The 25900-nt window shown below is 71.9% G+C and carries 23 protein-coding genes; 8 read left to right on the top strand and 15 right to left on the bottom strand.

The window, feature by feature from the left end:
• The first annotated feature begins 898 nt into the window (after nucleotides 1-898).
• Nucleotides 899-2101: an amino acid deaminase/aldolase gene (locus QC385_RS30165; protein ID WP_279544544.1), complete on the top strand. Its 1203-nt coding sequence runs from the start codon at nucleotides 899-901 to the stop codon at nucleotides 2099-2101.
• Between the two features lie 31 nt (nucleotides 2102-2132).
• On the opposite strand, the gene QC385_RS30160 is transcribed toward QC385_RS30165, so the two are convergent.
• The 4 genes from QC385_RS30160 to QC385_RS30145 are packed head-to-tail and all read right to left on the bottom strand — an operon-like array spanning nucleotide 2133 to nucleotide 6618.
• Nucleotides 2133-3041 carry a DUF2510 domain-containing protein gene (locus QC385_RS30160; RefSeq protein ID WP_279544635.1) on the bottom strand — a complete coding sequence of 303 codons (909 nt, stop codon included), beginning with the start codon at nucleotides 3039-3041 and terminating at the stop codon, nucleotides 2133-2135.
• 48 nt (nucleotides 3042-3089) lie between these two features.
• Nucleotides 3090-3875, bottom strand: a complete 786-nt coding sequence (locus QC385_RS30155; protein WP_279544543.1) for a 3-oxoacyl-ACP reductase — start codon at nucleotides 3873-3875, stop codon at nucleotides 3090-3092.
• Nucleotides 3872-5245, bottom strand: coding sequence for an aldehyde dehydrogenase family protein (locus tag QC385_RS30150; protein ID WP_279544542.1), 1374 nt, complete (start codon nucleotides 5243-5245; stop codon nucleotides 3872-3874). Before QC385_RS30150 ends, QC385_RS30155 begins: the two co-directional genes overlap by 4 nt.
• Nucleotides 5246-5253: 8 nt before the next feature.
• Complete coding sequence (locus QC385_RS30145) at nucleotides 5254-6618, bottom strand: glutamine synthetase family protein (protein ID WP_279544541.1); 1365 nt, start codon at nucleotides 6616-6618, stop codon at nucleotides 5254-5256.
• Between the two features lie 82 nt (nucleotides 6619-6700).
• Between QC385_RS30145 and QC385_RS30140 the strand changes: the two genes are divergently transcribed.
• From QC385_RS30140 to QC385_RS30130, 3 genes are all read left to right on the top strand, one after another.
• The gene (locus QC385_RS30140; RefSeq protein ID WP_279544540.1) at nucleotides 6701-7435 is read left to right on the top strand and encodes a FadR/GntR family transcriptional regulator; all 735 of its coding nucleotides are present in this window, start codon (nucleotides 6701-6703) and stop codon (nucleotides 7433-7435) included.
• A gap of 168 nt (nucleotides 7436-7603) precedes the next feature.
• Complete coding sequence (gene eat, locus QC385_RS30135; protein WP_279544539.1) at nucleotides 7604-9049, top strand: ethanolamine permease; 1446 nt, start codon at nucleotides 7604-7606, stop codon at nucleotides 9047-9049.
• A 22-nt stretch (nucleotides 9050-9071) separates the two neighbouring features.
• Complete coding sequence (locus QC385_RS30130; RefSeq protein ID WP_279544634.1) at nucleotides 9072-9782, top strand: gamma-glutamyl-gamma-aminobutyrate hydrolase family protein; 711 nt, start codon at nucleotides 9072-9074, stop codon at nucleotides 9780-9782.
• A gap of 138 nt (nucleotides 9783-9920) precedes the next feature.
• Here the strand turns inward: QC385_RS30130 and QC385_RS30125 are convergent, their stop codons facing one another.
• A complete protein-coding gene (locus tag QC385_RS30125; RefSeq protein ID WP_279544538.1) occupies nucleotides 9921-10847 on the bottom strand; it encodes a LysR family transcriptional regulator in 927 nt (308 codons plus the stop codon).
• Nucleotides 10848-10917: 70 nt separating this feature from the next.
• Between QC385_RS30125 and QC385_RS30120 the strand changes: the two genes are divergently transcribed.
• Nucleotides 10918-12069, top strand: a complete 1152-nt coding sequence (locus QC385_RS30120) for a TDT family transporter (protein ID WP_279544537.1) — start codon at nucleotides 10918-10920, stop codon at nucleotides 12067-12069.
• Here the strand turns inward: QC385_RS30120 and QC385_RS30115 are convergent.
• The 4 genes from QC385_RS30115 to QC385_RS30100 form a co-directional block, all read right to left on the bottom strand.
• Nucleotides 11981-12700, bottom strand: a complete 720-nt coding sequence (locus tag QC385_RS30115; protein ID WP_279544536.1) for a helical backbone metal receptor — start codon at nucleotides 12698-12700, stop codon at nucleotides 11981-11983. The two genes, QC385_RS30120 and QC385_RS30115, sit on opposite strands and share 89 nt — an antisense overlap.
• Nucleotides 12697-13266 carry a helix-turn-helix domain-containing protein gene (locus tag QC385_RS30110; RefSeq protein ID WP_086841771.1) on the bottom strand — a complete coding sequence of 190 codons (570 nt, stop codon included), beginning with the start codon at nucleotides 13264-13266 and terminating at the stop codon, nucleotides 12697-12699. The genes QC385_RS30115 and QC385_RS30110 overlap by 4 nt, the downstream gene beginning before the upstream one ends.
• Nucleotides 13267-13637: 371 nt before the next feature.
• Nucleotides 13638-16253 (bottom strand): ABC transporter permease/substrate binding protein, encoded by a 2616-nt coding sequence (locus tag QC385_RS30105; protein WP_279544535.1) that lies wholly within the window; start codon nucleotides 16251-16253, stop codon nucleotides 13638-13640.
• The gene (locus QC385_RS30100; RefSeq protein WP_279544534.1) at nucleotides 16246-17337 is read right to left on the bottom strand and encodes a quaternary amine ABC transporter ATP-binding protein; all 1092 of its coding nucleotides are present in this window, start codon (nucleotides 17335-17337) and stop codon (nucleotides 16246-16248) included. Before QC385_RS30100 ends, QC385_RS30105 begins: the two co-directional genes overlap by 8 nt.
• Nucleotides 17338-17506: 169 nt before the next feature.
• Here QC385_RS30100 and QC385_RS30095 point away from each other — a divergent pair, with 169 nt between their 5' ends.
• Nucleotides 17507-18436, top strand: coding sequence for a 5'-3' exonuclease (locus tag QC385_RS30095; RefSeq protein WP_279544633.1), 930 nt, complete (start codon nucleotides 17507-17509; stop codon nucleotides 18434-18436).
• A 124-nt stretch (nucleotides 18437-18560) separates the two neighbouring features.
• A complete protein-coding gene (locus tag QC385_RS30090) occupies nucleotides 18561-19403 on the top strand; it encodes a siderophore-interacting protein (RefSeq protein ID WP_279544533.1) in 843 nt (280 codons plus the stop codon).
• Nucleotides 19404-19444: 41 nt separating this feature from the next.
• On the opposite strand, the gene QC385_RS30085 is transcribed toward QC385_RS30090, so the two are convergent.
• Nucleotides 19445-20020 (bottom strand): GNAT family N-acetyltransferase, encoded by a 576-nt coding sequence (locus tag QC385_RS30085; RefSeq protein WP_279544532.1) that lies wholly within the window; start codon nucleotides 20018-20020, stop codon nucleotides 19445-19447.
• Between the two features lie 80 nt (nucleotides 20021-20100).
• On the opposite strand from QC385_RS30085, the gene QC385_RS30080 reads away from it, so the two are divergent.
• Nucleotides 20101-21102: an RluA family pseudouridine synthase gene (locus QC385_RS30080; RefSeq protein ID WP_279544531.1), complete on the top strand. Its 1002-nt coding sequence runs from the start codon at nucleotides 20101-20103 to the stop codon at nucleotides 21100-21102.
• Here the strand turns inward: QC385_RS30080 and QC385_RS30075 are convergent.
• The 5 genes from QC385_RS30075 to QC385_RS30055 all read right to left on the bottom strand — a co-directional run bounded on the left by QC385_RS30075 (nucleotide 21096) and on the right by QC385_RS30055 (nucleotide 25716).
• Nucleotides 21096-22601, bottom strand: coding sequence for a cytochrome P450 (locus QC385_RS30075; RefSeq protein ID WP_279544530.1), 1506 nt, complete (start codon nucleotides 22599-22601; stop codon nucleotides 21096-21098). The two genes, QC385_RS30080 and QC385_RS30075, sit on opposite strands and share 7 nt — an antisense overlap.
• A 71-nt stretch (nucleotides 22602-22672) precedes the next feature.
• Nucleotides 22673-23293, bottom strand: a complete 621-nt coding sequence (locus QC385_RS30070; protein ID WP_279544529.1) for a GTP-binding protein — start codon at nucleotides 23291-23293, stop codon at nucleotides 22673-22675.
• Nucleotides 23274-23675 carry a DUF742 domain-containing protein gene (locus QC385_RS30065; RefSeq protein ID WP_086850460.1) on the bottom strand — a complete coding sequence of 134 codons (402 nt, stop codon included), beginning with the start codon at nucleotides 23673-23675 and terminating at the stop codon, nucleotides 23274-23276. The genes QC385_RS30070 and QC385_RS30065 overlap by 20 nt, the downstream gene beginning before the upstream one ends.
• The gene (locus tag QC385_RS30060; RefSeq protein WP_059419444.1) at nucleotides 23672-24079 is read right to left on the bottom strand and encodes a roadblock/LC7 domain-containing protein; all 408 of its coding nucleotides are present in this window, start codon (nucleotides 24077-24079) and stop codon (nucleotides 23672-23674) included. The genes QC385_RS30065 and QC385_RS30060 overlap by 4 nt, the downstream gene beginning before the upstream one ends.
• Nucleotides 24076-25716 (bottom strand): sensor histidine kinase, encoded by a 1641-nt coding sequence (locus QC385_RS30055; protein WP_279544528.1) that lies wholly within the window; start codon nucleotides 25714-25716, stop codon nucleotides 24076-24078. Before QC385_RS30055 ends, QC385_RS30060 begins: the two co-directional genes overlap by 4 nt.
• Between the last annotated feature and the right edge of the window lie 184 nt (nucleotides 25717-25900).

Genomic DNA, 25900 nt, shown 5'->3' with positions numbered 1-25900 from the left:
TCGGCGGGAACCGGTCGCAGGCGTGCGGTCGTCTCCGAGGAGTTTTCGGAGGGAGCGCCGGTACGGCGTGACGCAGGGGCGTACCCCGGGCGGCCGGGCGAGCCCGGCGTGGGGAGGTGACGCGGCCGCGGAGGTGCGTCGGGCGGGGCGGACGGCCTGTTCGACTCGGGTCGGGTCACACGGCCGACGCCGGGCTGTGTGTCCGGGAAACGGTCGGAGGCGCGGGGCGGGGGCGGAGCGGGCTCGGTACGACGGGGTGTGGCGGGCTCGGTACGACGGGGTGCGGTGGGCTCGCTACGCCGGGCCGGCGTGTCGCCGAAGCTGGGGAAACGGGGGCGGCCGTTCGAGCCGTCGGACCCACCGGAGGCCGAGGCACCACCGCGAGCAGCCGTTTCCTGCCCGGCGGCGGCAGAGCCTGACGAGTCCGTGTCCCCCTGCGGCGAGGGGCGCCGCGTCCCCGCACTCGGCCCACGCACGCCGGAGCGCCCCCGCTCGTCCTCACCCGACGGGTTGTCACCCGTGGCCGCCGCGCCGGACGATGCCGTCCGGGCGTCCTCGGGCGGGGCCGGGGGGCGGGGCGGAGTGCTGGGACGCGGGGGGAAAGAGGCACGCCGCGCTTCCGTGCTCATGCACCCCCCGTTTCCTCGTACCCGGGCCGCTGCGTAAATGCGCGGGCCGTGTCGTCCTGCCCGAGGCCCGGCACTGAGTCGTCCCGGGCACACATACCCGTACGGATGGAGCGTCATCCCAGCGCGAAGTCCGGCCGGCGTCGCTCCGCCGTACGTGCGCGTCACTCTACGGCTTGTTCCTGCGCGAACGGGAACCAGTCCGCGAGCCCGGGGCATCTGCCCGGAACGTCCCCCTACCCTGCGGTAATCCTGTCTGGCAGGCTGCGCTCATGACTGCGCGCGCCTCCGACCGGGCCCGTTACGACCGGGTCACCGCCCATCTCGACGCCCCACTCGCGATCGTGGACCTGGACGCCTTCGACGCCAACGCCGCCGATCTGGTCCGTCGCGCCGGCGGCAAGCCCATCCGGGTCGCCAGCAAGTCCGTGCGGTGCCGGGCACTGCTGGAACGCGTCCTGGCCCGGGACGGTTTCGCGGGGATCATGTCGTTCACCCTCGCCGAGTCGCTGTGGCTGGCCCGTTCGGGGTTCGAGGACGTGCTGCTCGCCTACCCGTCCGCCGACCGGGCCGCGTACGCCGAACTCGCCGGTGATCCCAAGCTCGCCGCCGCCGTGACCGTGATGGTCGACGACGTCGCCCAGCTCGACCTGATCGACGCGTCGCGCGGTGGTGGCCGTGAAGTCGTGCGCGTCTGCCTGGAGTTGGACACCTCTCTGAAGCTGCTCGGCGGGCGGGTGCGGGTCGGGGCCCGGCGTTCGCCGCTGCACTCCCCCGCCCAGGTCGCCGACGTGGCCCGGGCCGTGGCCCGCCGGCCGGGCTTCGAGGTCGTGGGGATCATGGCGTACGAGGGGCACGTCGCCGGTGTCGGGGACGCGGTGGCGGGACGGCCGCTGCGGTCCCGTGCCGTCCGGCTGATGCAGGCCGCCGCCAAGCGTGAACTCGCCGAGCGGCGTGCGGAGGTGGTGCGCGCGGTGCGGGCCGTCGTACCGGGTCTCGAGTTCGTCAACGGCGGCGGCACCGGCTCGGTGCAGCACACGGCGGCCGAGGACGCGGTGACCGAGATCGGCGCCGGGTCGGGGCTGTACGTGCCGCGGCTGTTCGACAACTACACGTCGTTCAGCGGCCGTCCGGCGGCCCTCTTCGCCCAGCCCGTCGTACGACGGCCGGGCGTCGGGGTCGTGACGGTCCTCGGCGGCGGGTACCCCGCCTCCGGCGCGGCCGGGCCCGACCGGCTGCCCGTGCCGTATCTGCCGGAGGGGCTGCGCTACGACCCTCAGGAGGGGGCCGGCGAGGTGCAGACGCCGCTGCTGGGCTCGCCCGCCGACGACCTGCTGATCGGTGACAAGGTGTGGTTCCGGCACGCGAAGGCCGGTGAGCTGTGCGAGCGGTTCGACACGCTGCATCTGGTCGAGGGGGACGCGGTGACGGCGAGCGTGCCGACGTACCGCGGCGAGGGCCACACGTTCCTGTAGCCGGCCCACGGTCCGTACCGGTCGGCCGCGTTCACTCCGGCGGGCCGATGCTGCTGCCCACGCCGCCGCCGCCCGTGTCCGCGTCGCCGAACGGCCGGATGCCCTTGGTGATGCGGTCCATGTCGGCGAGCGGCGGTCCGTCCTCGCCCGCGTCGAAGACGTAGCGGACGAGGACGGGCGACTCGGTGCCGACGCTGGACGGGAAGACGAGCGACTGGACGTATCCGCCCGGCCCCTTGGCGGTCCGCACGCGCCAGCGCACGAGGTACCCGGCGCGGCCGGCCACCGCGACCGGCCCGGACCTGACGACCTGGTGCGACTCGATGCCCCCGTGGAGCTCACGGCCCAGTTGGTCGCGGTCGTAGGCCTCGTCGGCGGCGTCCTTGATGTCCGCCTTGGCGAGGGCCTCGGGGGACTTCTCGTCGTTCTCGGTCACCGTGCGGGAGAAGACCATGCCGTGGCGGCACAGGCCGACGCCACCGGGGCAGTCATAGGTGCCGTCGGTCGTCATGACGACGTCGTCCTGGGCCACGTACTGCGGCCGGACCCAGCCGTCGAGCAGCGGGAAGGTGACGCCGTTGAGCTGGTCCTCGACGACGGCCGGGTCGTCGGCGGACGGCTCGGACGTGGACTCCTCGGGAGTCGGCTCCGGTCGGCCGGTCGTGGCCGGGGGCGCGGATGTCGGGGCCGTCCTGGTCTCGGTGCCGTCGCCGTCCTCGCCCAGCACGACGGCTCCGGTGACGATCGCCGCGACGAGGACGGCCCCGGCGGCGATGAGGGCGACGGCCTTCGCGGGCCCGGTGCCGCCGCCCGGGGGGGGGGGCACCGGGCCCGCGGGGGCACCGGGCGCACGGCGGTGCTCGGTCCAGGCCGTGCCGTCCCACCAGCGTTCCAGATGGGGGCCGTGCGGGTCGGGATACCAGCCGGGCGGTGGCGTCATGCTCATCCCGGCACTGTAGGGCGCGACCCGGGCCCGCCGGGCACGGGCTTACAGGGGTGTGACGTACGCCCCCGCGATCCCGCCGTCGACCAGGAAGTCGGTGGCGTTCACGAAGGAGGAGTCGTCGCTGGCGAGGAAGGCCACGGCGGCGGCGATCTCCTCGGCCTCGGCGAACCGGCCCAGCGGGATGTGCACCAGGCGGCGCGCGGCGCGCTCCGGGTCCGTGGCGAACAGCTCCTGGAGGAGCGGGGTGTTGACCGGGCCGGGGCACAGGGCGTTGACCCGGATGCCCTCCCGGGCGAACTGCACGCCCAGTTCACGGGACATGGCGAGGACGCCGCCCTTGGAGGCCGTGTACGAGATCTGGCTGGTGGCGGCGCCCATCCTCGCCACGAAGGACGCCGTGTTGATGATCGAGCCCCTGCCCTGGCGCCGCATGTACGGGATGGCGGCCTTGCAGCAGAGGTAGACGGAGGTGAGGTTGACCTCCTGGACGCGCTTCCAGGCCTCCAGGCCGGTCTCCAGGATGGAGTCGTCGTCGGGCGGGGAGATGCCGGCGTTGTTGAAGGCGATGTCGACGCTGCCGTACGTGTCGTGGGCGGTCTTGAAGAGGGCCTCGACCTGCTCGGGGTCGGTGACGTCCACCTTCACGAAGGTGCCGCCGGTCTCCTCCGCGGCCGCCTTGCCGCGGACCTCGTCGACGTCGCCGCAGACGACGTGCGCGCCCTCGGAGGCGAGGCGGCGGGCGGCGGCGAGACCGATGCCGCTGCCGGCTCCGGTGACGACGGCGGTACGGCCGACCAGCCGGCGGCAGATGCTTTCCTGAGCGGTCACTGTGCGGGGCCCTCCGTACTGATGAAGACGTTCTTGGTTTCGGTGAAGGCGGCCAGGGCCTCGGGGCCGAGCTCGCGGCCGACGCCCGACTGCTTGTAGCCGCCGAACGGGGTCCAGTAGCGGACACTGGCGTGGGAGTTGACGGACAGGTTGCCGGCGCGGACGGCCTGGGAGACGCGCAGGGCACGGCCGACGTCCCGGGTCCAGATGGAGCCGGAGAGGCCGTACGGGGTGTCGTTGGCGAGCCGGATCGCGTCGGCCTCGTCGGTGAAGGGCAGCAGGACGGCGACCGGGCCGAAGATCTCCTCGCGGGCCGCCGCCGAGTCGGGCCGCTCCCCGGTGAGCACGGTCGGCGGGAACCAGAAGCCGGGCCCCTCGGGTGCGCTGCCGCGCAGGGCCGGGGAGTCGTCGGGCACGAAGCCCCGGACGCGGTCGAGCTGCTGCCGGGAGATGAGCGGGCCCATCTGGGTCTTCTCGTCGGCCGGGTCGCCCACCACCACGGCGGCCAGCGTCTCGGCGAGCAGCTCGCGGACCTCGTCGTACACCGTCTCCTGGACCAGGATGCGAGTGCGGGCGCAGCAGTCCTGGCCGGAGTTGTCCAGGAAGGAGAAGGGGTCGACGGCCGTTTTGAGGTCGGCGTCGGCGAAGACGATGTTGGGGCTCTTGCCGCCCAGTTCGAGGGTGACGGGCTTGACCTGCTCGGCGCCGAGGGCCGCGACGCGCGTCCCGGTCCGGGTGGAGCCGGTGAAGACGATCTTTGCGACGCCGGGGTGCCGGACCAGAGCGTCTCCCGTGATGTCACCTCGTCCGGGCAGGACCTGGAAGAGGTGCTCCGGGAGCCCGGCCTCCAGGGCGAGTTCGGCGAGGCGCAGCGCGGTGAGCGGGGTGGTCTCGGCGGGCTTGAGGAGGACCGCGTTGCCGGCCGCGAGGGCGGGGGCGGTGCCCCAGGCGGCGATCGGCATGGGGAAGTTCCAGGGCGCGATCACGCCGACGACGCCGAGCGGTTCGAGGATCGTGACGTCGAGGCCGCCGGGCACCGGGATCTGCCGGCCGGTGAGCCGTTCCACTCCCCCGGCCGCGTAGTCCAGCAGGTCGCGGACGTTGCCCGCTTCCCAGCGGGCGTTGCCGATGGTGTGTCCGGCCTCGCGGACCTCCAGGCTGGCCAGTTCCTCCAGGTGCTCGTCGACGGTGGCCGCGAAGCGGCGCAGTAGCCGGGCGCGGTCCCCGGGCGCGAGGGCGGCCCAGATGCGCTGTGCCCTGGCGGCGTGGGTGACGGCCGCGTCGACGTCGGCCGGACTCGCCCCGGCGACGGCGGCGACGACCTCCTCGGTCGCGGGGTTCAGTACTTCCAGAAGGTGCTCGGAAGACAAGAAGGACCTCACATGCGTTCGAAGGAGCGGCGCAGCTCCCAGTCGGTCACCGCGGCGTCGAAGGCGTCCAGTTCGACGCGCGCCATGTTGCGGTAGTGCGCGACGACCTCGTCCCCGAAGGCGGCCTTGGCTACGGGGCTGTTCTCCCAGAGCTCGGCGGCCTCGCGCAGAGTCGTGGGGACGTGGGCGAAGTCGCCGGCGTACGCGTTGCCGGGGCAGGGCTCGGGCAGCTCCAGCTTCTGCTCGACGCCGTGCAGCCCGGCCGCCACCAGCCCGGCCACGGCGAGGTAGGGGTTGACGTCGCCGCCGGGCAGCCGGTTCTCGAAGCGCATCGAGCGGCCGTGGCCGACCACGCGCAGCGCGCAGGTGCGGTTGTCATGGCCCCAGGCGACGGCCGTCGGAGCGAAGGAGCCGGGCTGGAACCGCTTGTAGGAGTTGATGTTGGGGGCGTAGAGGAGGGAGAAGTCGCGCAGCGCGGCGAGCTGGCCGGCGAGGAAGTGGCGCATGACGTCCGACATGCCGTCTTCGCCGTCCCCTGCCATGGCGTTGTTGCCGTCCGCGTCGGCGAGCGAGAGGTGGATGTGGCAGGAGTTGCCCTCGCGCTCGTTGTACTTGGCCATGAAGGTGATCGAGACGCCCTCCTGGGAGGCGATCTCCTTGGCGCCGGTCTTGTACACGGTGTGCTGGTCGCAGGTGACCAGGGCCTCGTCGTAGCGGAAGGCGATCTCGTGCTGGCCGGGGTTGCACTCGCCCTTGGCGGACTCGACGGTGAGGCCGGCGGTCGCCATCTCGTTGCGGATGCGGCGCAGCAGGGGCTCGATGCGGCCGGTGCCGAGGACCGAGTAGTCGATGTTGTACTGGTTGGCCGGGGTCAGGCCTCTGTAGCCCGCGTCCCAGGCCTGTTCGTAGGTGTCCTTGAAGACGATGAACTCCAGCTCGGTGCCGACCTGGGCGGTGTAGCCGAGTTCGGCGAGGCGCTCCAGCTGGCGGCGCAGGATCTGGCGAGGCGCGGCGACCACGGGCGAGCCGTCGTTCCAGGCGAGGTCGGCGTGGAGCATGGCCGTGCCCTCGTTCCACGGGACGCGGCGCAGGGTGGCCAGGTCCGGGTGCATGGCGAAGTCGCCGTAGCCTCGGTCCCAGGAGGACATCGCGTAGCCGTCGACGGTGTTCATCTCGGTGTCGACGGCGAGCAGGTAGTTGCAGCCCTCGGTGCCGTGCTTGAGGACCTCGTCGAGGAAGAAGCGCGCGGCGAACCGCTTGCCCTGGAGCCGCCCTTGCATGTCGGGGAAGGCCAGGACGACAGTGTCGATCTCACCGCCCGCGACGAGGGCATGCAGCTCCTCGACGCTCAGCGGGGGTGTGCGGTCTGCCACGGGAGGGCCTCCTTGGCTCTGGTTCCGCCGGAAGCCATAAGGTATTCCTGAGAACCATTGCTTGGGAAGGGGGTACGGCCACATGCCGGAGGAAGCTGGCGGCGGGACGCGGGACGGGCTGACGCCGGTGCTGCGGCCGGTGCGCGCGGGCAACGGTTTCGAGGAGGCACTGGAGCAGATCCTCCAGGTCGTACGGCTGGGGCTGGTGCCGGGGGGCGAGCGGCTGCCCGCCGAGCGGGAGCTGGCGGAGCGGCTGGGGATCAGCCGGGTGACGCTGCGCGAGGTGCTGAAGGTCCTCCAGGACCAGGGTCTGGTGGAGTCGCGGCGGGGCCGCTACGGCGGCACGTTCGTGCTGCCGCGCAACGACGCCGGCGGCGAGGACGAGCTGCGGCGCCGGATCACCGAGGTCGACATAGAGGACATGCTCCGGTTCCGGGAGGTGCTGGAGGTGGGCGCGGCGGGGCTGTGTGCCACGCACGGCCTGTCGGACGAACAGGAGGCGCGGCTGCGTCAGGCCCTGTCCCGCACGCACGACGCGCCGCTGGGCGACTACCGGCGGCAGGACACCCTGCTCCACCTCACGCTGGCCGAGCTGTGCGGCTCGCCGACGCTGACCGCGCAGTACGCGGCGGTACGGGCCACGGTCAACGACCTGCTCGACTGCATCCCGCTGCTCGTGCGCAACCTGGAGCACTCGCAGCGGCAGCACACCGCCCTGGTGGAGGCGGTGCTGGACCGGGACGCGGACGGGGCACGGGAGATGATGCGGGAGCACTGCGCGGGGACGGCGGCGCTGCTGCGCGGCTTCCTGGGCTGAGCCCCGCGCGCCGGCGATGTGGTGAGGATTTACGGGCGATTAACGCACGGGTATTGCCATTCCCGGTCGGCACCGAAAAGGTATGGATCCATTCCATTGAGCCGGAGCTCGGTCGACCCCACCGTGCCCGGAGCAGCCCCGTGTCCGCCGCCTCGTGGGGAGTCCGCGATGTCCCAGGAATCCACCCGCACACCCGCCGCCGAGCCGGCGGACGACTATCTCGAACGCAGAGCGCTCCGCCGCGGCAGCGCCGGCTGGGTGCTGCTGACCGGCCTCGGCGTCGCCTACGTCGTCTCCGGCGACTACTCGGGCTGGAACTTCGGCCTGGCCGAGGGCGGCTTCGGCGGCCTGGCGATCGCCATGGTGCTCATGGGCGCGATGTACGCGTGCATGGTCTTCGCCCTCGCCGAGCTGTCCTCGATCCTGCCGACGGCGGGCGGCGGCTACGGCTTCGCCCGGCGGGCGCTCGGCCCGTGGGGCGGCTTCCTGACCGGTACGGCGATCCTCATCGAGTACGTCCTCGCGCCCGCCGCCATCGTCATCTTCATCGGCGACTACGTCGAGTCGCTGGGCCTGTTCGGCCTGGAGTCCGGCTGGCCGGTGTACCTGGTCTGCTTCGCGATCTTCCTCGGCATCCACCTCTGGGGCGTGGGCGAGGCGCTGCGCTTCAGCTTCGTCGTCACGGGCATCGCGGTGGTCGCGCTGATCGTGTTCGCGCTGGCGGCCCTGCCCGACTTCTCGGTCGCCGCGCTGGACGACATCCCGGTCGACTCCTCCGCCGCGGGGTCGAACTCCTGGCTCCCGTTCGGCCTGCTCGGCATCTGGGCGGCGTTCCCGTTCGGCATGTGGTTCTTCCTGGGCGTCGAGGGCGTACCGCTGGCCGCCGAGGAGACCAGGGACCCGGCCCGTACGCTGCCGAAGGCGATCCGCTGGTCCATGGGCATCCTGGTCGTGCTGGCGGTGGTGACCTTCGTCGCGGCGGCGGGAGCACGCGGCTCCGCGGCGATCCAGGAGGCGGGCAACCCGCTCGTCGAGGCGCTCCAGCCGGACGGCGAGGCGACGACCCTGAGCCGGATCGTGAACTACGCCGGCCTGGCCGGCCTGGTGGCGTCGTTCTTCTCCCTGATCTACGCGGGCTCGCGCCAGCTGTTCGCCCTGTCCCGCGCTGGCTACCTGCCCCGCTTCCTGTCCCTCACCAGCCGCCGCAAAGCGCCCTACCTGGGCCTGCTGGTGCCCGGCACGATCGGCTTCCTGCTGGCGGCGGCGTCCGGGAACGGCGCCCGGATGCTGAACATCGCGGTCTTCGGCGCGACCATCTCCTACGCGCTGATGTCCCTGTCGCACATCGTGCTGCGCCGCCGCGAGCCGGAGCTGCCGCGGCCGTACCGGACGCCCGGCGGGGTGCTGACCTCCTCCGTCGCCCTGGTGCTGGCCTGTGCGGCGCTGGTGGCGACGTTCCTGGTGGATGTGACGGCGGCGTTCATCGCGCTCGCGGTGTACGTCGTGGCCATCGCGTACTTCGGTCTGTACAGCCGTAAGCGGCTGGTCGCGCAGGCGCCGGAGGAGGAGTTCGCGGCGCTGGCCGCGGCCGAGGCAGAGTTGACACGAGACTGAGGCGTCGACTGTTGAGGGAGTTCTGGTGACCAGGCCGTTGATCGGTGTCAGCACCTATCTGGAGTCCGGTGCGCGCTGGGGAGTGTGGGAACTGGAGGCCGCGCTGCTGCCGGTCGGCTACCCCCGGCTCGTGCAGCGGGCGGGCGGCCTGGCCGCGATGCTCCCGCCGGACGACCCCGCGCACGCGGCCGCGGCCGTGGCCCGGCTGGACGGGCTGGTCATCGCGGGCGGGCCGGATGTGGAGCCGGTACGGTACGGCGCCGAACCGCATCCCCGCACCGGGCCGCCGGCGCGGGAGCGGGACGCGTGGGAGCTGGCCCTGATCGACGCGGCGCTGACGGCGGGTGTGCCCCTGCTGGGCATCTGCCGGGGCATGCAGCTGCTCAACGTCGCCCTCGGGGGGACGCTGGTGCAGCACCTGGACGGGCACGCGGAGGTCGTGGGCGTCTTCGGCGACCACGCCGTCAAGCCGGTGCCGGGGAGTCTGTACGCCGGTGTCGTACCGGAGGAGACCTCGGTGCCGTCGTATCACCACCAGGCCGTGGACCGCCTGGGCACCGGCCTGGTTCCGTCGGCGTACGCGGACGACGGCACGGTGGAGGCCCTGGAACTGCCGTCCGGTGAGGGGTGGGTGCTGGGGGTGCAGTGGCATCCGGAGATGGGCGAGGACGTGCGGGTGATGCGGGCGCTGGTGGAGGCGGCGCGGGTGGCCGAACTCGAAACACCGGGCTGAGCCACCGCCAGCCCGTCCGGCGTTTGGGGACGAGGCCGTTCAGGCCGACCGGGGGTCCAGGGGGCGGAGCCCCATGGCGGGGTCGAAGGGGCGGAGCCCCTGGGGATGGGACGGGTAGGGGCGGCGGGGGCGAGGAAACTACCCCCGCGTCAGCGACAGCAGATCCCGGGCCGGCCCGGTTGGGCGATGCCCAGTCGGCCACACCGCCCGGAGGTCCCGCGCCAGCGCGACCCCCTCCACCGGCACCCGCACCAGACGCCGCATCGCCAGCTCCTCCCCCACCGCCAGTTCACTCAGCACCGCCGGCCCCGCCCCGCTCACCGCCGCCGCCTTGACCGCCGTGGTGGACGACAGCTCGATCAGCGGCCGGGCCAGACCTCCCAGCGCCGCGTCCAGGACCTGGCGGGTGCCGGAGCCCTTCTCGCGCAGGATGAGGGGCGTCGACGCCAGTTCCTCCGCGGCCAGGGAGCGCCGCCGACGGGCCCAGGGATGGGCGGGAGCCGTGACCACTATCAGCCGGTCGTGGGCGATGACCACCGAGTCCAGCCCCGTCGGGACCGTCAGCCCCTCGACGAACCCCACGTCCGCCTCGTCCGACAGCAGCCGCTCCGCGACCACCGTCGAGTTCCCGGCGTGCAGGGACACCGCCGTGTCGGGCCGCTGTGCGCGCAGCGCGAGCAGCCAGCCCGGCAGCAGGTACTCGGCGATCGTCATGCTCGCCGCCACCCGCAGCCGCGAGTCGCGGCGAACGCGCAGCGCCTGCGCCCCCACGTCGAACGCCTCCGCCGCCTCGACGATCCGCCGCGCCCAGTCCGTCACCAGCGCACCGGCGTCCGTGAGCCGGGACCCGCGCGGTGAGCGGTCGACCAGCGCCACGCCGAGCTGCCGCTCCATCGACCGGATCCGGCTGCTGGCCGCGGGCTGGGTGATGCCGAGTTCCCGCGCCGCGCCGCCGAGACTGCCGAGCCGCGCCACCGCCAGCAGCAACTCCAGACCGCCCAGATCCGGCACCCGGTGCGCCAGGGACCCGGTGGCCGGTACCCCACCCTGCTCTTCCGTGCTCATAAACCCAGCTTATGTCGCCATAGGAACACACTCCCTGGCGGTGGGGTGCCCACGGCCCGACCGTGGAGTCATGGTCACCGCAGCCCAGCCCCTTCCGTGCCCAGTCTCCGTCCGTCACCTCGGACCCAACTGGTACGCCACCGTCATGGGCACCGCCGTCGTCGCCACCGCCGGGGCCGCCCTGTCACCGCACGTCCCCGGGCTGCGCGGCGCGCCGGCCGGTGTCTGGGCCCTCTCGCTGGTCCTGCTCGTCACCCTGCTCTGCGCCCGGGCCGTGCACTGGGCCCGCCACCGGGACCAGGCCCGCGCCCATCTCCTCGACCCGGCGACGGCCCCGTTCTACGGCTGCCTCGCCATGGCCCTGCTGGCCGTCGGCGGCGGTGCCCTCACCGTCGGCCGGGACTGGATCGGCCTGCGGGCGGCCGTCGCGCTCGACGCCGTGCTGTTCTGCGCCGGTACGGTCCTCGGGCTGGCCGCGGCGGTCGCGGTGCCGTTTCTGATGGCCGTACGGCACCGGGCCGAGCCGGGACAGGCCACGCCCGTCTGGCTGCTGCCGCTGGTCGCGCCCATGGTGTCCGCCGCCGTCGGGCCGTCGCTGGTGCCGCATCTGCCGCCCGGTCAGGCCCGCGAGACGCTGCTGCTCGTCTGCGTCGCCCTGTTCGGGCTCAGTCTGCTGGCGGCCCTTCTCATGCTGCCGCTGGTCTTCGGACGGCTGCTCACCGGCGGGCCGCTGCCGCTCGCCCTCACCCCGACGCTGTTCCTGGTGCTCGGGCCGCTCGGGCAGTCCACGACCGCCGCCGGCGCGTTCGCGGACGTCGCCCCCGGTGTCGTACCGGCGCCGTACAGCCAGGGCTTCGGTGTGCTCGCGGTTCTCTACGGCGTGCCCGTGATGGGGTTCGCGCTGCTGTGGTTCTGCCTCGCCACCGCCCTGGTGCTGCGCGCCCGGCAGCAGGGGATGCGGTTCTCCATGACCTGGTGGTCGTTCACCTTCCCGGTCGGCACCTGTGTCACGGGCGCCGAGGCGCTGGGCCGGCACACCGGGCTCATGGCCTACGCGGGTCCGGCGGTCGTGCTGTACGCGGTGCTGGTCGCCGCGTGGGGCACCGCCGCCGTGGGCACCGTGCGCGGGCTGCTCAGGGGCGAGCTGCTCGCAGGGCCCGGCCCAGTACCCGCGGCGCCTCGGCCAGCGACGGCCCGTACCACGTCAGGTGCCGTCCGCTGACGAGCGCGCAGGGCAGGCCGGGGAAGGCCTCGGGGCCGTCGTCGGCGGTGAAGCGGTACGGCTCGTCCGGGAGGATCACCACGTCCGGTGCGGCTGCGCGGAGTTCCTCCAGGGGGACGCGCGGGTAGCGGTCCGGGTGCGTCGCGTGCGCGTGGTCGATGCCGAGGCGGGCCAGGACGTCGCCCGCGAAGGTGTCGCGGCCCAGGACCATCCAGGGGCGGCGCCAGATCGGCACGATCGCCGTCGGTCGAGCGGCCGGACGCGGCAGGGACGACCAGGTCTCCTCCGCCTCGTCGAGCCAGCGCGGGCGGGCCGTCATCCCGCAGGCCTCCAGGACGCGTGCCAGTTCCCGGAAGGCCTGCGGAACGTCGCGGATCTCCGTGACCAGGACCTCGACGCCCGCCGCGCGCAGGGCCGCGAGGTCGGGTGCGCGGTTCTCCTCCTCATTGGCGATCACCAGGTCGGGAGCGAGGGAGACGATCCGGTCGGTCTTGGGGTTCTTCGTGCCGCCGACGCGTACGACGTCGAGGCCGGGCGGATGCGAGCACCAGTCGGTGGCGCCGACCAGGGCGCCGGGCGCGGACCGGGCCACGGCCTCGGTCAGCGACGGGACCAGCGAGACGACCCTCACCGGCGCGGCCGGTCCCGGACCGCCTCGATGTGCTCCGCCACGGCGACGACGATCACCCGGGTGTCGGACTCCGCCGCCCGCCAGCGGTGCCGCACACCGCCGGTGAGGTACAGCGTGTCGCCGCGGCCGAGCCGGTAGGCGCGGCCCTCCGCCTCGATCTCCACCGCGCCGTCGGCGACGTACATCAACTGGTCGTTGCGGTACTGGAACTCACGGCCGGCGTCGTGGTCGCCGGTGAACTCGGAGGCGTGCATCTGGTGGTGACCGCGCACCAGGGACCGGGTGCGGGGCTGGGGCAGCGGTTCGGTGCCGTCGGCGCGGACGACGTCCACGCTGCACGCCGGGTCGGCCGCGGCGAGGAGTTCGACCGCGGTGGTGCGCAGGGCGTCGGCGACCTTCTCCAGGGAGCTCGTGCTGGGCCGCGCCCGGTCGTTCTCGACCTGGCTGAGGAACGGGACCGACAGACCGCTGCGCTCGGCCACGACGGCGAGGGTGAGCTCCAGCGCGCGGCGCCGCCGACGCACGGCCGCGCCCACCCGAAGGGGCTGTTCTTTGTGGTCGCCCATCGCTCCGGCTCCCTCCTTCGCCCGTCGATCCGGTCCCTGTGCGCCGGTGTCCCGGCGCAGAGCTTCTGTTGAGTTGTCTGCACCCTACGCATGTTCGGCAAACCGGTGCATGCGCCCGTCACATCGATGTCACACAAGGCGGCGCGCGACCTCACAGTTCGCGCCAGCGGATCCTCCGTCCCCGGGGGCGGCGCGCGGATTCCTCCTACGGGAGGATCAGGGAGGGAGAAGGGGTTCGGGGGGTGGCGTAGCGCTCTGTGGTTGTCCGGATCCCGCTCGTCGGTCAGGTCCCCTGACGGGGGTCCGGGTACGGGTGAGGGTACGCGTACGGGGCGGGACGCGGCGTGTCGCGTCCCGCCCCGCCACGGGCCTCACTGCGGCGTCATGCGCTCCACCATGTCGGGGTGCTGCTTCAGCCACGCGGCGACGGCCTCTTCCTCATGGCCCTGGCCGCGGTTCTTGATCTCGCTCTCCAGGCTGCCGAGCTCGTCCTCGCTCATCTTGAAGTTCTTGATCCACTTCGTGAGCTGCGGGTACTGCTCGGGGAACTTCTCGTTGGAGATGGTGCGGATCGTGTTGCCCTCGCCGAAGGCCTTCTTGGGGTCCTTCAGCTTGGTCAGCTCATAGTCGCTGTACGCCCAGTGCGGCGACCAGAGGGTGACGGCGATCGGCTCCTTCTTGGCGTAGGCGCGCTTCAGCTCGGCCAGCATGGCCGGGGTGGAGCCGTCGACGGCCTCGTACTCCTTGTCCAGGCCGTAGCCGGGCAGGACCTTGTTCTTCAGCAGGTCCATCTCGCCGGTGCCGGGCTCGATGCCGATGATCTTCCCGTCGAAGGTGCCGGCCTTGCCCTTGAGGTCCTCCAGGGAGTCGACGCCCTTGACGTAGGACGGCACGGCGATCTCCAGGGAGGTCGGTTCGTACCAGGTGCCGAGGTCCCTGAGCCGGTCCTTGTTCTTGTCCCAGTAGTTCTTCTGGGCATAGGGCAGCCAGGCGTCGAAGTTGAGGTCGAGATCGCCCGAGGCCAGACCGGTGTAGACGGGGCCGACGTCCATCTGCTTCAGGTTCATCTTGTAGCCGCGCCGTTCGAGGACGTTCTTCCACAGGTACGTGACGGCGATGTCCTCGTCCCAGGGGAACCACGCCACGTCCAGCGGCCGCTTCGCCTCGGCGGGCGTGCTCCCGCCGGTGCCCTTGACCGGGGCGAGTTTGTCGGCGTAGCCGGGGTGCTGCTTCAGCCAGGCGCGGACGGCCTCCTGCTGGTTGCCCTTGCCGGCCTTGTTGATCTCGGCTTCGAGGCTGGTGAGCTCCTTCTCGCTCATCTTGAACTTCTTCAGCCAGCCGGCGACCGTCGGGTCGTCGTCCGCGAAGCCCTTGCGGGCCAGCGTGTGCACGCCGTCGCCCGCGCCCCAGGCGCCCTTGGGGTCCTTGAGCTTCTTCAGGTCGTAGTCGTTGTACGCCCAGTGCGGCGACCAGAGCGTGACGACGATCGGTTCCTTCTTGGCGTAGGCGCGCTTCAGCTCGGCCAGCATGGCGGGCGTGGAGCTGTCGACGACCTTGTACTCCTTGTCCAGGCCGTACTCCTTGAGGACCTTGCTCTTGAGCAGGGCCATCTCGCCGGCGCTGGACTCGATGCCGGTGATCTTGCCGCCGAACTCGGAGGCCTTGCCCTTGAGGTCCGCCAGGGAGTCGATGCCCTTCATGTAGGAGGGCACGGAGAGCTCCAGGGACGTCTTGCCGTACCAGGCGCCCAGGTCGTCGAGCTGCTTGCCGTACTTCTTCCAGTACTGGGCGTGGGTCGTGGGCAGCCAGGCGTCGGTCTGGAAGTCGATGTCGCCCTGGGCGAGGGAGGTGTAGAGCGGTCCGGCGTCGAGCTGCTTGGCCTCGACCTGGTAGCCGCGCTGCTCCAGGACCTCCTTCCAGAGGAAGGTGGAGGCGACGCCCTCGTCCCAGGGGATGTAGCCGATGCTGATCTTCTTGCCCTGGCCGACGTCCTTGCTGCCGGCCGCGGCGGTCGAGCTCGTGCCGCCGCCGAAGACCCCCATGCCGCCCGAGACGAGGGCGAGGACGACGACGCCGATCACGGCGACGGCCGGGCGTGGCCGGTACGACCAGATCTTCAGCCCCTGTGCGGCGCGCAGCCTGGCGGCGGCGCGGCGGCCGAGCGGGGAGACCTGGGTGCCCAGCGCGCTGGTCATGCGGTCGAGGTAGATCGCGAGGATCACGATGCCGACCCCGGCCTCGGCGCCGAGGCCGACGTTGAGCTGGCCGATGGCCTGGTTGACGTCGCCGCCGAGACCGCCGGTGCCGACCATGCCGGCGATGGCGGCCATGGACAGTCCGAGCATGATGACCTGGTTGACGCCGGCCATGACCGTGGGCAGGGCGAGGGGGAGCTGGACGCGCAGCAGGGTGTTGCGCGGTGTGGTGCCGAACGCGTCGGCGGCCTCGACCAGGTCCTTGTCGACCTGGCGGATGCCGAGTTCGGTCATGCGCACGCCCGGGGCGAGCGCGAAGATCAGGGTGGCGACGATGCCCGCGGAGGCGCCGGTGCCGAAGAAGAGGATCGCCGGGATGAGGTAGACCATCGCGGGCAGCGTCTGCATGAAGTCCAGGACGGGCCGGACCAGACCGCTGACGCGGTCGGAGCGGGCCGCCCAGATGCCCACGGGTATGGAGATCACCAGCGCGATGACGGTCGCCACGAGGACGAGCGCCAGGGTGATCATCGCGTTCTCCCACAGGTCGAGGGAGTCGATGAACGCGAATCCGACGAAGGCGAGGACACCCGCGAGGGTGCCGCGCAGCCAGAAGGCGATCACGGCGAAGATGCCCGCGAGGAGCAGCGGCTGGGGGGCCTGGAGGACGGCGTTGATGCCGTCGTAGAGGCCGAGGAAGACGGTCTTGCAGAAGTCGAACAGCCACCCCATGTGGGTGGTGAGCCAGTCGACGGCGTCGTTGACCCAGGTGCCGAGCTGAATCCTAGGCACGGGCGGTCACCTTCTCTCCGCCCTTGTCCCGCGGGGAGTCGCAGGGCTCCGGGGTGGCGTCCCGCTCGTCACCGAGGAAGCCGACGAGGCGCTGCCGGGGGACGACGCCGATCAGCTTGTTGTCCTCGTCCACGACCGAGACGGGGTGGGAGAGCCGGGCGCTGATCGCGCAGAGTTCCGTGAACGGGGTGCCGGTCGTGGCGGTCTCGCAGTGGCAGCCGGGGCCGTCGCCGGTGACCGAGGTGTCCATGAGCTCGCCCGCGGTGAGCACGCGGGAGCGGTCGACGTCCTGGGTGAAGGAGGCAACGTAGTCGTTGGCCGGGCGCAGCAGGATGTCCTGCGCGGTGCCGTTCTGCACGATGCGGCCGTCGCGCATGACGGCGATGCGGTCGCCGAGGCGCATGGCCTCGTTCAGGTCGTGGGTGATGAAGACGATCGTCTTCTTCAGCTTCTGCTGGAGCTCCAGCAGCTGGTCCTGCATGTCGCGGCGGATCAGCGGGTCCAGGGCGCTGAAGGACTCGTCCATCAGCAGCAGGTCGGCGTCGGTGGCGAGCGCTCGGGCCAGACCGACGCGCTGCTGCATGCCGCCGGAGAGCTCGTCGGGCCAGGACTTCTCCCAACCGGCCAGGCCGCACAGGGCGAGCGCCTCGTCGGCGCGGCGTACGCGCTCGGCGCGGGGCACGCCCTGCACTTCCAGACCGTAGGCGGCGTTCTCGCGCACGCTGCGGTGCGGGAAGAGCGCGAAGTGCTGGAACACCATGCTGATCTTCTTGGAGCGGACCTCGCGCAGCTCACGGTCGCCGAGCGTGGTCAGGTCCTGGCCGTCGAAGCGCACGTGTCCGGCGGTCGGTTCGAGCAGGCCGTTCAGCATGCGCAGCAGGGTGGACTTGCCGGAGCCGGACAGGCCCATGACGACGAAGATCTCGCCGGGTTCCACGGTGAAGGACGCGTCGATCACGGCTGCCGTCACGCCCTCGGCGCGCAGCTCGTCCCGGTCGGCCCCGTCGCGGAGCCGCTGGACCGCTTGGTCCGGTCTCCTGCCGAACACCTTGTACAGGCTCTCCGCCTGCAGCCTTGCTGACACGTGCACCTCAATATCCACGGCGACAGAACAGCGCGAGGACAGGGCGCAAAAGTTGAAATGTGCAACCAGCCTCGCTGCGGGGCGGCGCCTCCCCTAGATTCCACATCCCAAACGCACAAGTGGGGCGCGTCACACATGAGGCGCGTGACTGTCGGTGGCGTACGGCATGATGCGTGGCGTGACCGGACGACTGATGCTCCTCGACACCGCCTCCCTGTACTTCCGCGCCTACTTCGGCGTCCCGGACTCGGTGAAGGCACCGGACGGCACGCCGGTGAACGCCGTGCGCGGGCTGCTCGACTTCATCGAGCGCCTGGTCCGCGACCACCGGCCGGACCACCTCGTGGCCTGCATGGACGCCGACTGGCGGCCACACTGGCGGGTGGAGCTGATCCCCTCCTACAAGGCCCACCGCGTCGCCGAGGAGCACGCCGCCGGCCCGGACGAGGAGGAGGTGCCCGACACCCTGTCGCCGCAGGTGCCGGTCATCGAGGCGGTGCTGGACGCGGTGGGCATCGCGCGCGTGGGCGTCGCGGACTATGAGGCCGACGACGTGATCGGCACGTTCACGGCGCGGGCGAAGGACCCGGTCGACATCGTCACGGGCGACCGCGACCTGTACCAGCTGGTGGACGACGCGCGCGGGGTGCGCGTGCTGTACCCACTGAAGGGCGTGGGCACGTTGCAGCTCACCGATGAGGCATGGCTCCGTGGGAAGTATGGGGTCGACGGCAGCGGGTACGCGGATCTGGCCCTGCTGCGCGGCGATCCCAGCGACGGCCTGCCGGGCGTACCGGGCATCGGCGAGAAGACGGCCGCCAAGCTGCTGGCCGAGTTCGGGGACCTGGCCGGGATCCTGGCGGCGGTCGAGGACCGGGGGTCGACGCTGACGCCGACGCAGCGCAGGCGGCTGGACGAGGCGCGCCCGTATCTGGCGGTCGCGCCGAAGGTGGTCCGGGTCGCGCACGACGTACCGCTGCCGGACGTCACGACGGCGGTGCCGCGGACGCCGCGCGACCCGGCGGAGCTGGAGGCACTGGCGGCACGCTGGGGACTGGGCGGGTCACTGGAGCGCCTGCTGACGACGCTCGCGGAGTGACCTGTGCGGGGCCGATGGCTCTCCTGAGGCCGGTGGCGCTCATCAACTTCTCATCCGAGAGGTGTTAAGTGGGGGCGAGGTGCTAACTTAGGTAAGCCTAACTATGCGAATCAGGGAGGTCCTCATGGCAGAGCGACCGGGACGCCAGCCGCGCAAGCCGCACTCCGCTCAGGTCGTCCGCACCGAGCGGCTGACCCCGCACATGCAGCGCGTGGTGCTCGGTGGCGAGGGCCTCGCCGACTTCGCGACGGGTACATGCACCGACCACTATGTGAAGCTGCTGTTCCCGCCGGAGGGCGTGACCTATCCGGAACCCTTCGACATCCAGCGCATCCGCGACGAACTGCCGCGCGAGCAGTGGCCGGTGACCCGGACGTACACGGTGCGCCACTGGGACGCCGAACACCGCGAGCTGACCCTGGACTTCGTCATCCACGGCGACGAGGGCCTGGCCGGCCCGTGGGCGGCGCGTGTCCAGCCGGGCGAGACCGTGCGGTTCATGGGCCCCGGTGGGGCGTACGCGCCCGACCCGGACGCCGACTGGCACCTGCTCGTCGGCGACGAGAGCGCACTGCCGGCGATCGCCCGCTCCCTGGAGGCACTGCCGCGCGGAGCCAGGGCCCACGCCTTCATCGAGGTCTCCGGCCCCGAGGAGGAGCAGAAGATCGACTCGGAGGTGGAGGTCGTCTGGCTGCACCGAGGCGACCGGCCGCTCGGCGAGGCGCTCGTCGAGGCCGTGCGGGGTCTGTCGTTCCCCGAGGGCCGGGTGCACGCCTTCGTCCACGGCGAGGCGCACTTCGTGAAGGAGCTGCGGAAGCTGCTCCGCGTCGAGCGGAGCGTCCCGCGCGAGGACCTGTCGATCTCCGGCTACTGGCGCCGCGGCCACAACGAGGACGGCTGGCAGGCCTCGAAGCGGGAGTGGAACGCCCGCGTCGAGGCGGAGCAGGAGCGCTCCCCCGCCGCCTGAGCGACACGAGCACGTCACTCCGCCCCCCGGGCATGCCGCGGTCAGTCTCCCCGCACGCGCGCGTGCAGATGCATGTCGTGCCAGCCGTCCGGATGCAGGATGGCGCTGCGCTTGGTGCCTTCGAGGGCGAAACCGGTCCGCGAGGCGACACGGGCCTCGTTGCGTACGGCGTGCAGCAGTTCGAGACGGTGGAAACCGATCTCGTCGAGGGCCCAGCGGGCGAGCGCGGTCGTGGCCCGGGCGGCGACGCCCCGGCCGCGTGCCGCCGGGACGGTCCAGTAGGCCACTTCCGCCACGCCGTCGTCGAGCCGTATCTCGCGGAGCGCCACCCGCCCCAGCAGCCGGTCGGAGTCCGCGTCGACGACGGCCCACTGCGCCTCCCGCCCCTCCTCCCACGCCTGGTGCCAGTCGCGGATCCAGCCGGCGACCTCCTGCTCGGAGTCGGCGGACCGGGCGTGCCACTGGTGCATCACCGGGTCCTGGAAGACCTCGTACACGGCAGGGGCGTCCCCGGCCCGCCAGGGGCGCAGAAGGATTCCGTCATCGGTGGCCAGGGTGGGCTGCGGGCGGCCGGTGAGGACCCTGGGCGTCAGGACCGCGCTGATGAGGAAGGGCATGCCCCCCATCCTGGCAAGGGGCCCTGTTCGGCCCCAGGGATTTTCCGCCGGTGCCCGCCCGCCTCGTACGCTGGGCCGCGATGAGACGCCGGACCCGTATTCCGCCCGCTCCCCTGCCGCAGCGCCACGGGGTGGACCCGGTGCGTGTGCGACTGCCCGCCGCGGGGGCCTGGGCCACGGTGCGCGAGCACCTGGTGGAGCGGCTCTCGGGTGCCGGTGACGGGGTCGTCGACGGGATGTTCGAGGCGGGGCGGATCGTCGGGGCGGACGGTCGGGCCGTGCCGGCGGACGCGCCGTACGTGCCCGGAATGTTCGTGTGGTTCCACCGGGAGCTGCCCGACGAGGTGCCGGTGCCGTTCCCGCTGGAGGTCGTCCACCACGACGAGCACATCGTCGTCGTCGACAAACCCCACTTCCTCGCCACCACCCCGCGCGGCAGCCACGTCGCCGAGACCGCGCTGGCCCGGCTGCGCCGTGAGCTGGACCTCCCAACGCTCGGCGCCGCGCACCGCCTGGACCGGCTCACCGCCGGACTGGTGCTGTTCACCGTGCGCCCCGAGGAACGCGGCGCGTACCAGACGCTGTTCCGCGACCGGCGGGTGCGCAAGGAGTACGAGGCCGTCGCCCCGTACGATCCCGGGCTGGCCCTGCCCCGGACCGTGCGCAGCCGGATCGTGAAGGAACGCGGCGAGCTCACCGCCCGGGAGGTGGCGGGCGAGCCCAACGCCGTCAGCCGCGTCGAACTCGTCGAGCACCGCCCGGACGAGCACCGCCCGGACGGGGCCGGCGGACTGGCCCGGTACCGGCTCGTGCCCGGCACCGGGCAGACCCATCAGCTGCGCGTGCACATGACCGCGCTGGGCGTACCGATCCTCGGCGACCCGCTCTACCCCGAGGTCACCGCTCCCGGGCCGGCCGGTGACTTCCGGCGCCCGCTCCAACTGCTGGCCCGGGCGCTGGAGTTCACCGACCCGGTCACGGGAGCGGAGCACCGGTTCCGCAGCGGCCGGGTACTCGCGGCCTGGTCGTCGTACGACCGGTGGGCCGCCGGGACGCACGACGGCCCGTCGGACGGTCAGTAACCCCGCCACCAGCTCAGGAAGCGCTGCCAGACGCCCGTGCGGCGGGCCGGTTCCTCCGCAGTCGGCTGTGGGGCCGGGGGAACCGGCTGGGGTTGTGCCGGAGCCGGCTGGGGCTGCGGCTGTGCGGCGACCGGCGCCGGCTGGGGCTGTGGCTGCGTGGTGCCGATCTGCCAGTCCGAGCGCTGCGCGGGGACCGGCTTGTGGCTCGGTGTCTGCGTCACGTCCTGCGGCGGCTTGGGCAAGAACTGCACCGGCAGCGACACGAGGTGCCGGGAGGCGATGGACGCCGTCCAGCGCAGCTCGTCCTCGTCGCAGTCGAGTTCGACGTCCGGCAGCCGCATCAGCAGCGCGTCGACGCCGACGTCGGCGATGGAGCGGCCGATGTCCTGACCGGGGCACTCGTGCGGGCCGCCGCCGAAGGCGAGGTGGGACCGGTTGCCCTGCATGCTGGCCTTCAGGTCCGGCCGCACCCGCGGGTCGACGTTGGCGGGAAGCGGGGCGAAGAGCAGTCCGTCGCCCCGGCGGATGCGCTGCCCGCCCAGCTCGGTCTCCTGCTTGGCGAAGTAGGCGAAGACCGTGCTGAACGGCGGCTCGTTCCACAGCGACTGCTCCACCGCCTCCGGCACCGTCATCTGGCCGCCGTTGAGCTGGGCCCGGAAGCGCGGGTCGATCAGCACCGTGAGCAGCACGTTGGACAGCAGGTTGGTGGTGGCCTCGTAGGCGGCGAAGAGCACCAGGCGCAGGTGCTCCCTGACCTCGTCGTCGGTCAGCCGGACCGGGTGGGTGATCAGGTAGCTGGCCAGGTCCTCCTCCGGCTGGGCGCGGCGCCGGGTGGTGAGCCGGCTCAGGGCGTCCATGACGTAGGAGTGGCTGGCGATCGCCGTCTCGGTGCCCTTGAGGGCGTCACGGGCGGCCTCGACGATACGGTCGTTGTACTCCTCGGGCATGCCGAGGATCTCGCACATCACCGCCATCGGCAGGTGCTCGGCGAACTGGCCGACGAGGTCGGCCTCGCCGTGCTCGCAGAACCGGTTGACGATGGCCTGCGTGCTGCGGTTGATGTAGCGGCGCAGGCTGCGGAAGTCGATGGTCGAGATGGCGCCCTGAACCGCGCCGCGCAGCCGCTTGTGCTCGTCGCCCTCGGCGTGCGAGGCGATGGGCTGCCAGGCGATGTGCGGCATCAGCGGGTGATCGGGCTTGACCAGGCCGTCCCTGAGCGGGGTCCAGATACGGCTGTCCCGGCAGAACTGCGTGGGCGAGCGCACCATGTGCAGGTTCTCGGCGTGGCCCAGCACGATCCACATCGGTACGTCGTCGTGGAGCAGCACCGGCGCCACGGGGCCGTGCTCCTGCCGCAGCTGCTCGTACAGCGCTGCCAGGTCCTCCGACTCGTGCAGCCGGTGCAGTCCCCCGGGCCCGAGGCCGTGCGCGGGGCAGCCGGGGGGCGGGCCGGTCCGGGGGGCGTCCGTACCGGTCGGGGCGTGGGATTCAGGCGTCACAGTGGTCGCTCCGAAACTGAAGTGAATCCAGGTGTATGGGGGGGGAAGGTGGGGCGTGCGCGGACACGGGCTCAGGTGAGCGAGCCCGTCATGGCGAGCGAGTGCAGGAAGCGCATAAGGGTCATCAGGACGTCACGGCTGGAGGCCCGCCGCCGCACGTCGCACTCCATGATCGGGATGTCCGGGGAGAGGTCGAGCGCCGTACGGAGCTCGTCGATGGGGTAACGGGGCGCGTCCGGGAAGGAGTTGATGGCGACCACGAACGGCACGCCGCGTTCCTCCAGGCGCCCCATGACGTCGAAGCTGACCTCCAGCCGGCGGGTGTCGACCAGCACCACCGCGCCGAGGGCACCTTCGAACAGGCCGTTCCACAGGAACCAGAAGCGCTGCTGTCCGGGTGTGCCGAAGAGGTACAGCACCAGTTCGTCGGTGATGCTGATCCGCCCGAAGTCCATCGCCACGGTGGTGGCCGTCTTGGACGCGGAACCGAAGTTGTCGTCGACACCGATGCCGGCCTGCGTCATGGTCTCCTCGGTGGTCAGCGGTGTGATCTCGCTGACCGAGCCGACCATGGTCGTCTTGCCGACGCCGAAGCCACCCACGATCACGATCTTGGCCGCGGCCTGTGCCGTGTGGGGCAACTGGTCCTCGGCCCGGGGGCCCGGGATGGTGTCAGAGCCTTTGAAGTCCATTCATCACCGCTTCGAGGAGGGAACGATCGGTGCGTGCCTGACGGACGATCGGGGCGCGCGCCTTCACCAGTTCCGCCGTCAGCAGCTCGGTGAGCAGCACGCCCATCGCGCTGTACGGCAGGTGGAGGTAGGCCGACAGCTCGGCCACGGACAGGGGGGCGGCGCAGAGCCGGAGCACCGCCGCCTGCTCGGGAGAGGCGGAGGGCGGTGGGTCCGTGGCACGCGCCACGATTAACGTCACCAGGTCGAGCTCGGCCCGTTCACCGTCCGGGCCGGCCACCACGTACATCCGCTCCGGGTTCTTGACCTTGCCCTCGCCCTCCTGGGGCGTGGCCGGTTCCGGGACCGCGGGGTCGCGCCTCTGGCGTTGCGGAGGCGTCATACGATCTGCCCGTTCCGCCGGGGCGGACTGGTGAGATGCCCGCCGATCCGGACGACCAGATCGCGCATCATCGCGCTCATCCGGCCGGGTTCGCACCGCACGTCGGAGAGCACCGCGAGGAAGGCGTTGGCTCCGGCGTTCATCAGGTAGAAGTAGCCGCGGTCGATCTCGATCATGACGAGCTTCATCTCGCCGTCGCCGACGCTGAGTTCCTGGCAGATGCTGCCCGCGAGCGACTGGAGGCCGGCGCAGGCCGCGGCGACCCGGTCGGCCGCGTCGGGCTCGCCGCCGTAGCGGGCGATGCGCAGACCGTCGGCCGAGAGCACCACGATCATCTCGATGCCCGGCACGCCGTCGGCGAGTTGCTTGAGCATCCAGTCGAAGTTGCCTCGCTGCTGGATCACTTGAGGTCCCCCTCGTCGTCGGCCTCGGTGGGGGCCGGGTCGTTGATCAGGTGCAGGTACTTGGTCGGGTTCCGCAGGAAGTCGGTCGGGTGGGTGCCGGGTTCGATGCCCTGCTTGAGTCCCTCCCAGAAGGCCTCCAGGCCCTTGCCGGGGGCGTCGGGGGCGTTCATGTCGAGCAGGGGCTTGGGCTCGGGCTCCGCTGCCGCCCAGGGGTTCGCCTCGCCCCGTGCGGCGGCCTCCCGGTCTTCCCGCTCGTAGGCGGCCTGCTGGGCGATCCGCTCGGTGAGGGACGTCTTCACCCGGCTGCGGCGCTGCGGCAGGCCGTTCGGCGTCCACTCTGTGACCTCGGGGACGTCGTCGTCCTCCAGGGAGACCGTCGCGGGGACGCGCGGGCTGGTGGGGCGGCGCTTCTTCGGCGTGCGCTTCGGCCCCTCGGGGATGCCGACCGTCATGGGGATGCCGGTGGCGCCGATGCCGTGGGCGAGTCCGACACCGGGCTCGTGGGTGATCATCTGGCTCGGCACGATGAGGATGGCGCGGACGCCGCCGTACGCGGAGGCGCGCAGCGAGACCTGCATGTTGTACGCCGTGCACAGGCGGCCCACGACTGCGAGGCCGAGGCGCGGGTGCTCGCCGATGTCCTGGAGGTCGACGCCCGCCTTGGCGGCCTCCAGCATGCCCTCGATCCGGGCGCGTGCCTCCTCGTTGAGGTTGACACCGCCGTCCTCGATCTCGATGCACACGCCGGTCTGCACCTCGGTGGCGGTGACGTGCACCTTCGTCTGCGGCGGCGAGTAGCGCGTGGCGTTGTCGAGGAGCTCGGCGGCGGCGTGGATGACCGGCTCGACGTAGATGCCCTTGACGCTGACCTTGGCGATGGAGGACAGCTGGATGCGCCGGTACTCCAGGATGCGGGACATGGCGCCGCGCAGCGTGCTGTACAGGGACACCGGCTCGGGCCACTGCCGTCCGGGGCGGCCGCCGCCGAGGACGGAGACGGAGTCGGCGAGGCGGCCGATCAGGGCGTTGCCGTGGTCGATGCGCAGCAGGTCGTCGAAGACCTCGGGGTTGCGGCCGTGGTCCTCCTCCATCTCCCGGAGTTCCTCGGCCTGCTGGTGGATGATCGCCTGGACGCGGCGGGCGACACTGACGAAGGAGCGCGCGGCGGCGTCGCGCATGGTCACTTCGCGGTCGACGATCTTGAGCACCGTCAGCAGCGTCTCGGTCTGCGGGGCGGGGAGGTCGCGGTACTCGGGGTTGGCCAGGCCGAGCTTGCGAATCACCTCCCTGGGGGATTCTCCGGTGCTCAGCAGTTGGAGCGCCGCGGGGATGATCTCCCTCGAGAAGCGGACCAACTCGTGCTCGTGCGCGGCGATCCGCTGTTCCAGGTGCGCGCTGCGCCGGGCATGCTCGGCCCGCTGCTTGCGCAGGGCACGGCCGCGGCGCACCGCCTCGGCCGCCGTCGCGATCACCAGCACGGTGGCGATGCCACCGCACCAGCCGACGGCGAGCCGGGCCGGCGCCGTCACCAGGGCGACAGCGGCTCCGGTCGCCGCGGCCATCGCTATGGCCGGCAGCAGCAGCACGCGCGTGTAAGGAAGTTCAGCGCGACCGGGAGGGGATTGAACACTCACCATGTGGGCCTTCTGAAAGGAGTCGGCTGGGGTTCGGAAGGACTTGCCGGGGGGTATGTCATGAAGCTGTAGGACTCTTCCGCACATTGGGGAACAAGCGCCCGAATTCATCTCAAGCCGGTGCGCTGCGGGCGAGCTTAGTCCGACCGGATCATCGCCGTGTCATATTCAGCAACTGCCGGAAACC

The organism is Streptomyces sp. DH10, from assembly GCF_029813805.1.
In the GTDB taxonomy this organism is placed as follows: domain Bacteria; phylum Actinomycetota; class Actinomycetes; order Streptomycetales; family Streptomycetaceae; genus Streptomyces; species Streptomyces coeruleofuscus.
Note: the sequence above shows the minus strand (reverse complement) of the source record. Positions and strands in the feature narration are given on the sequence as shown.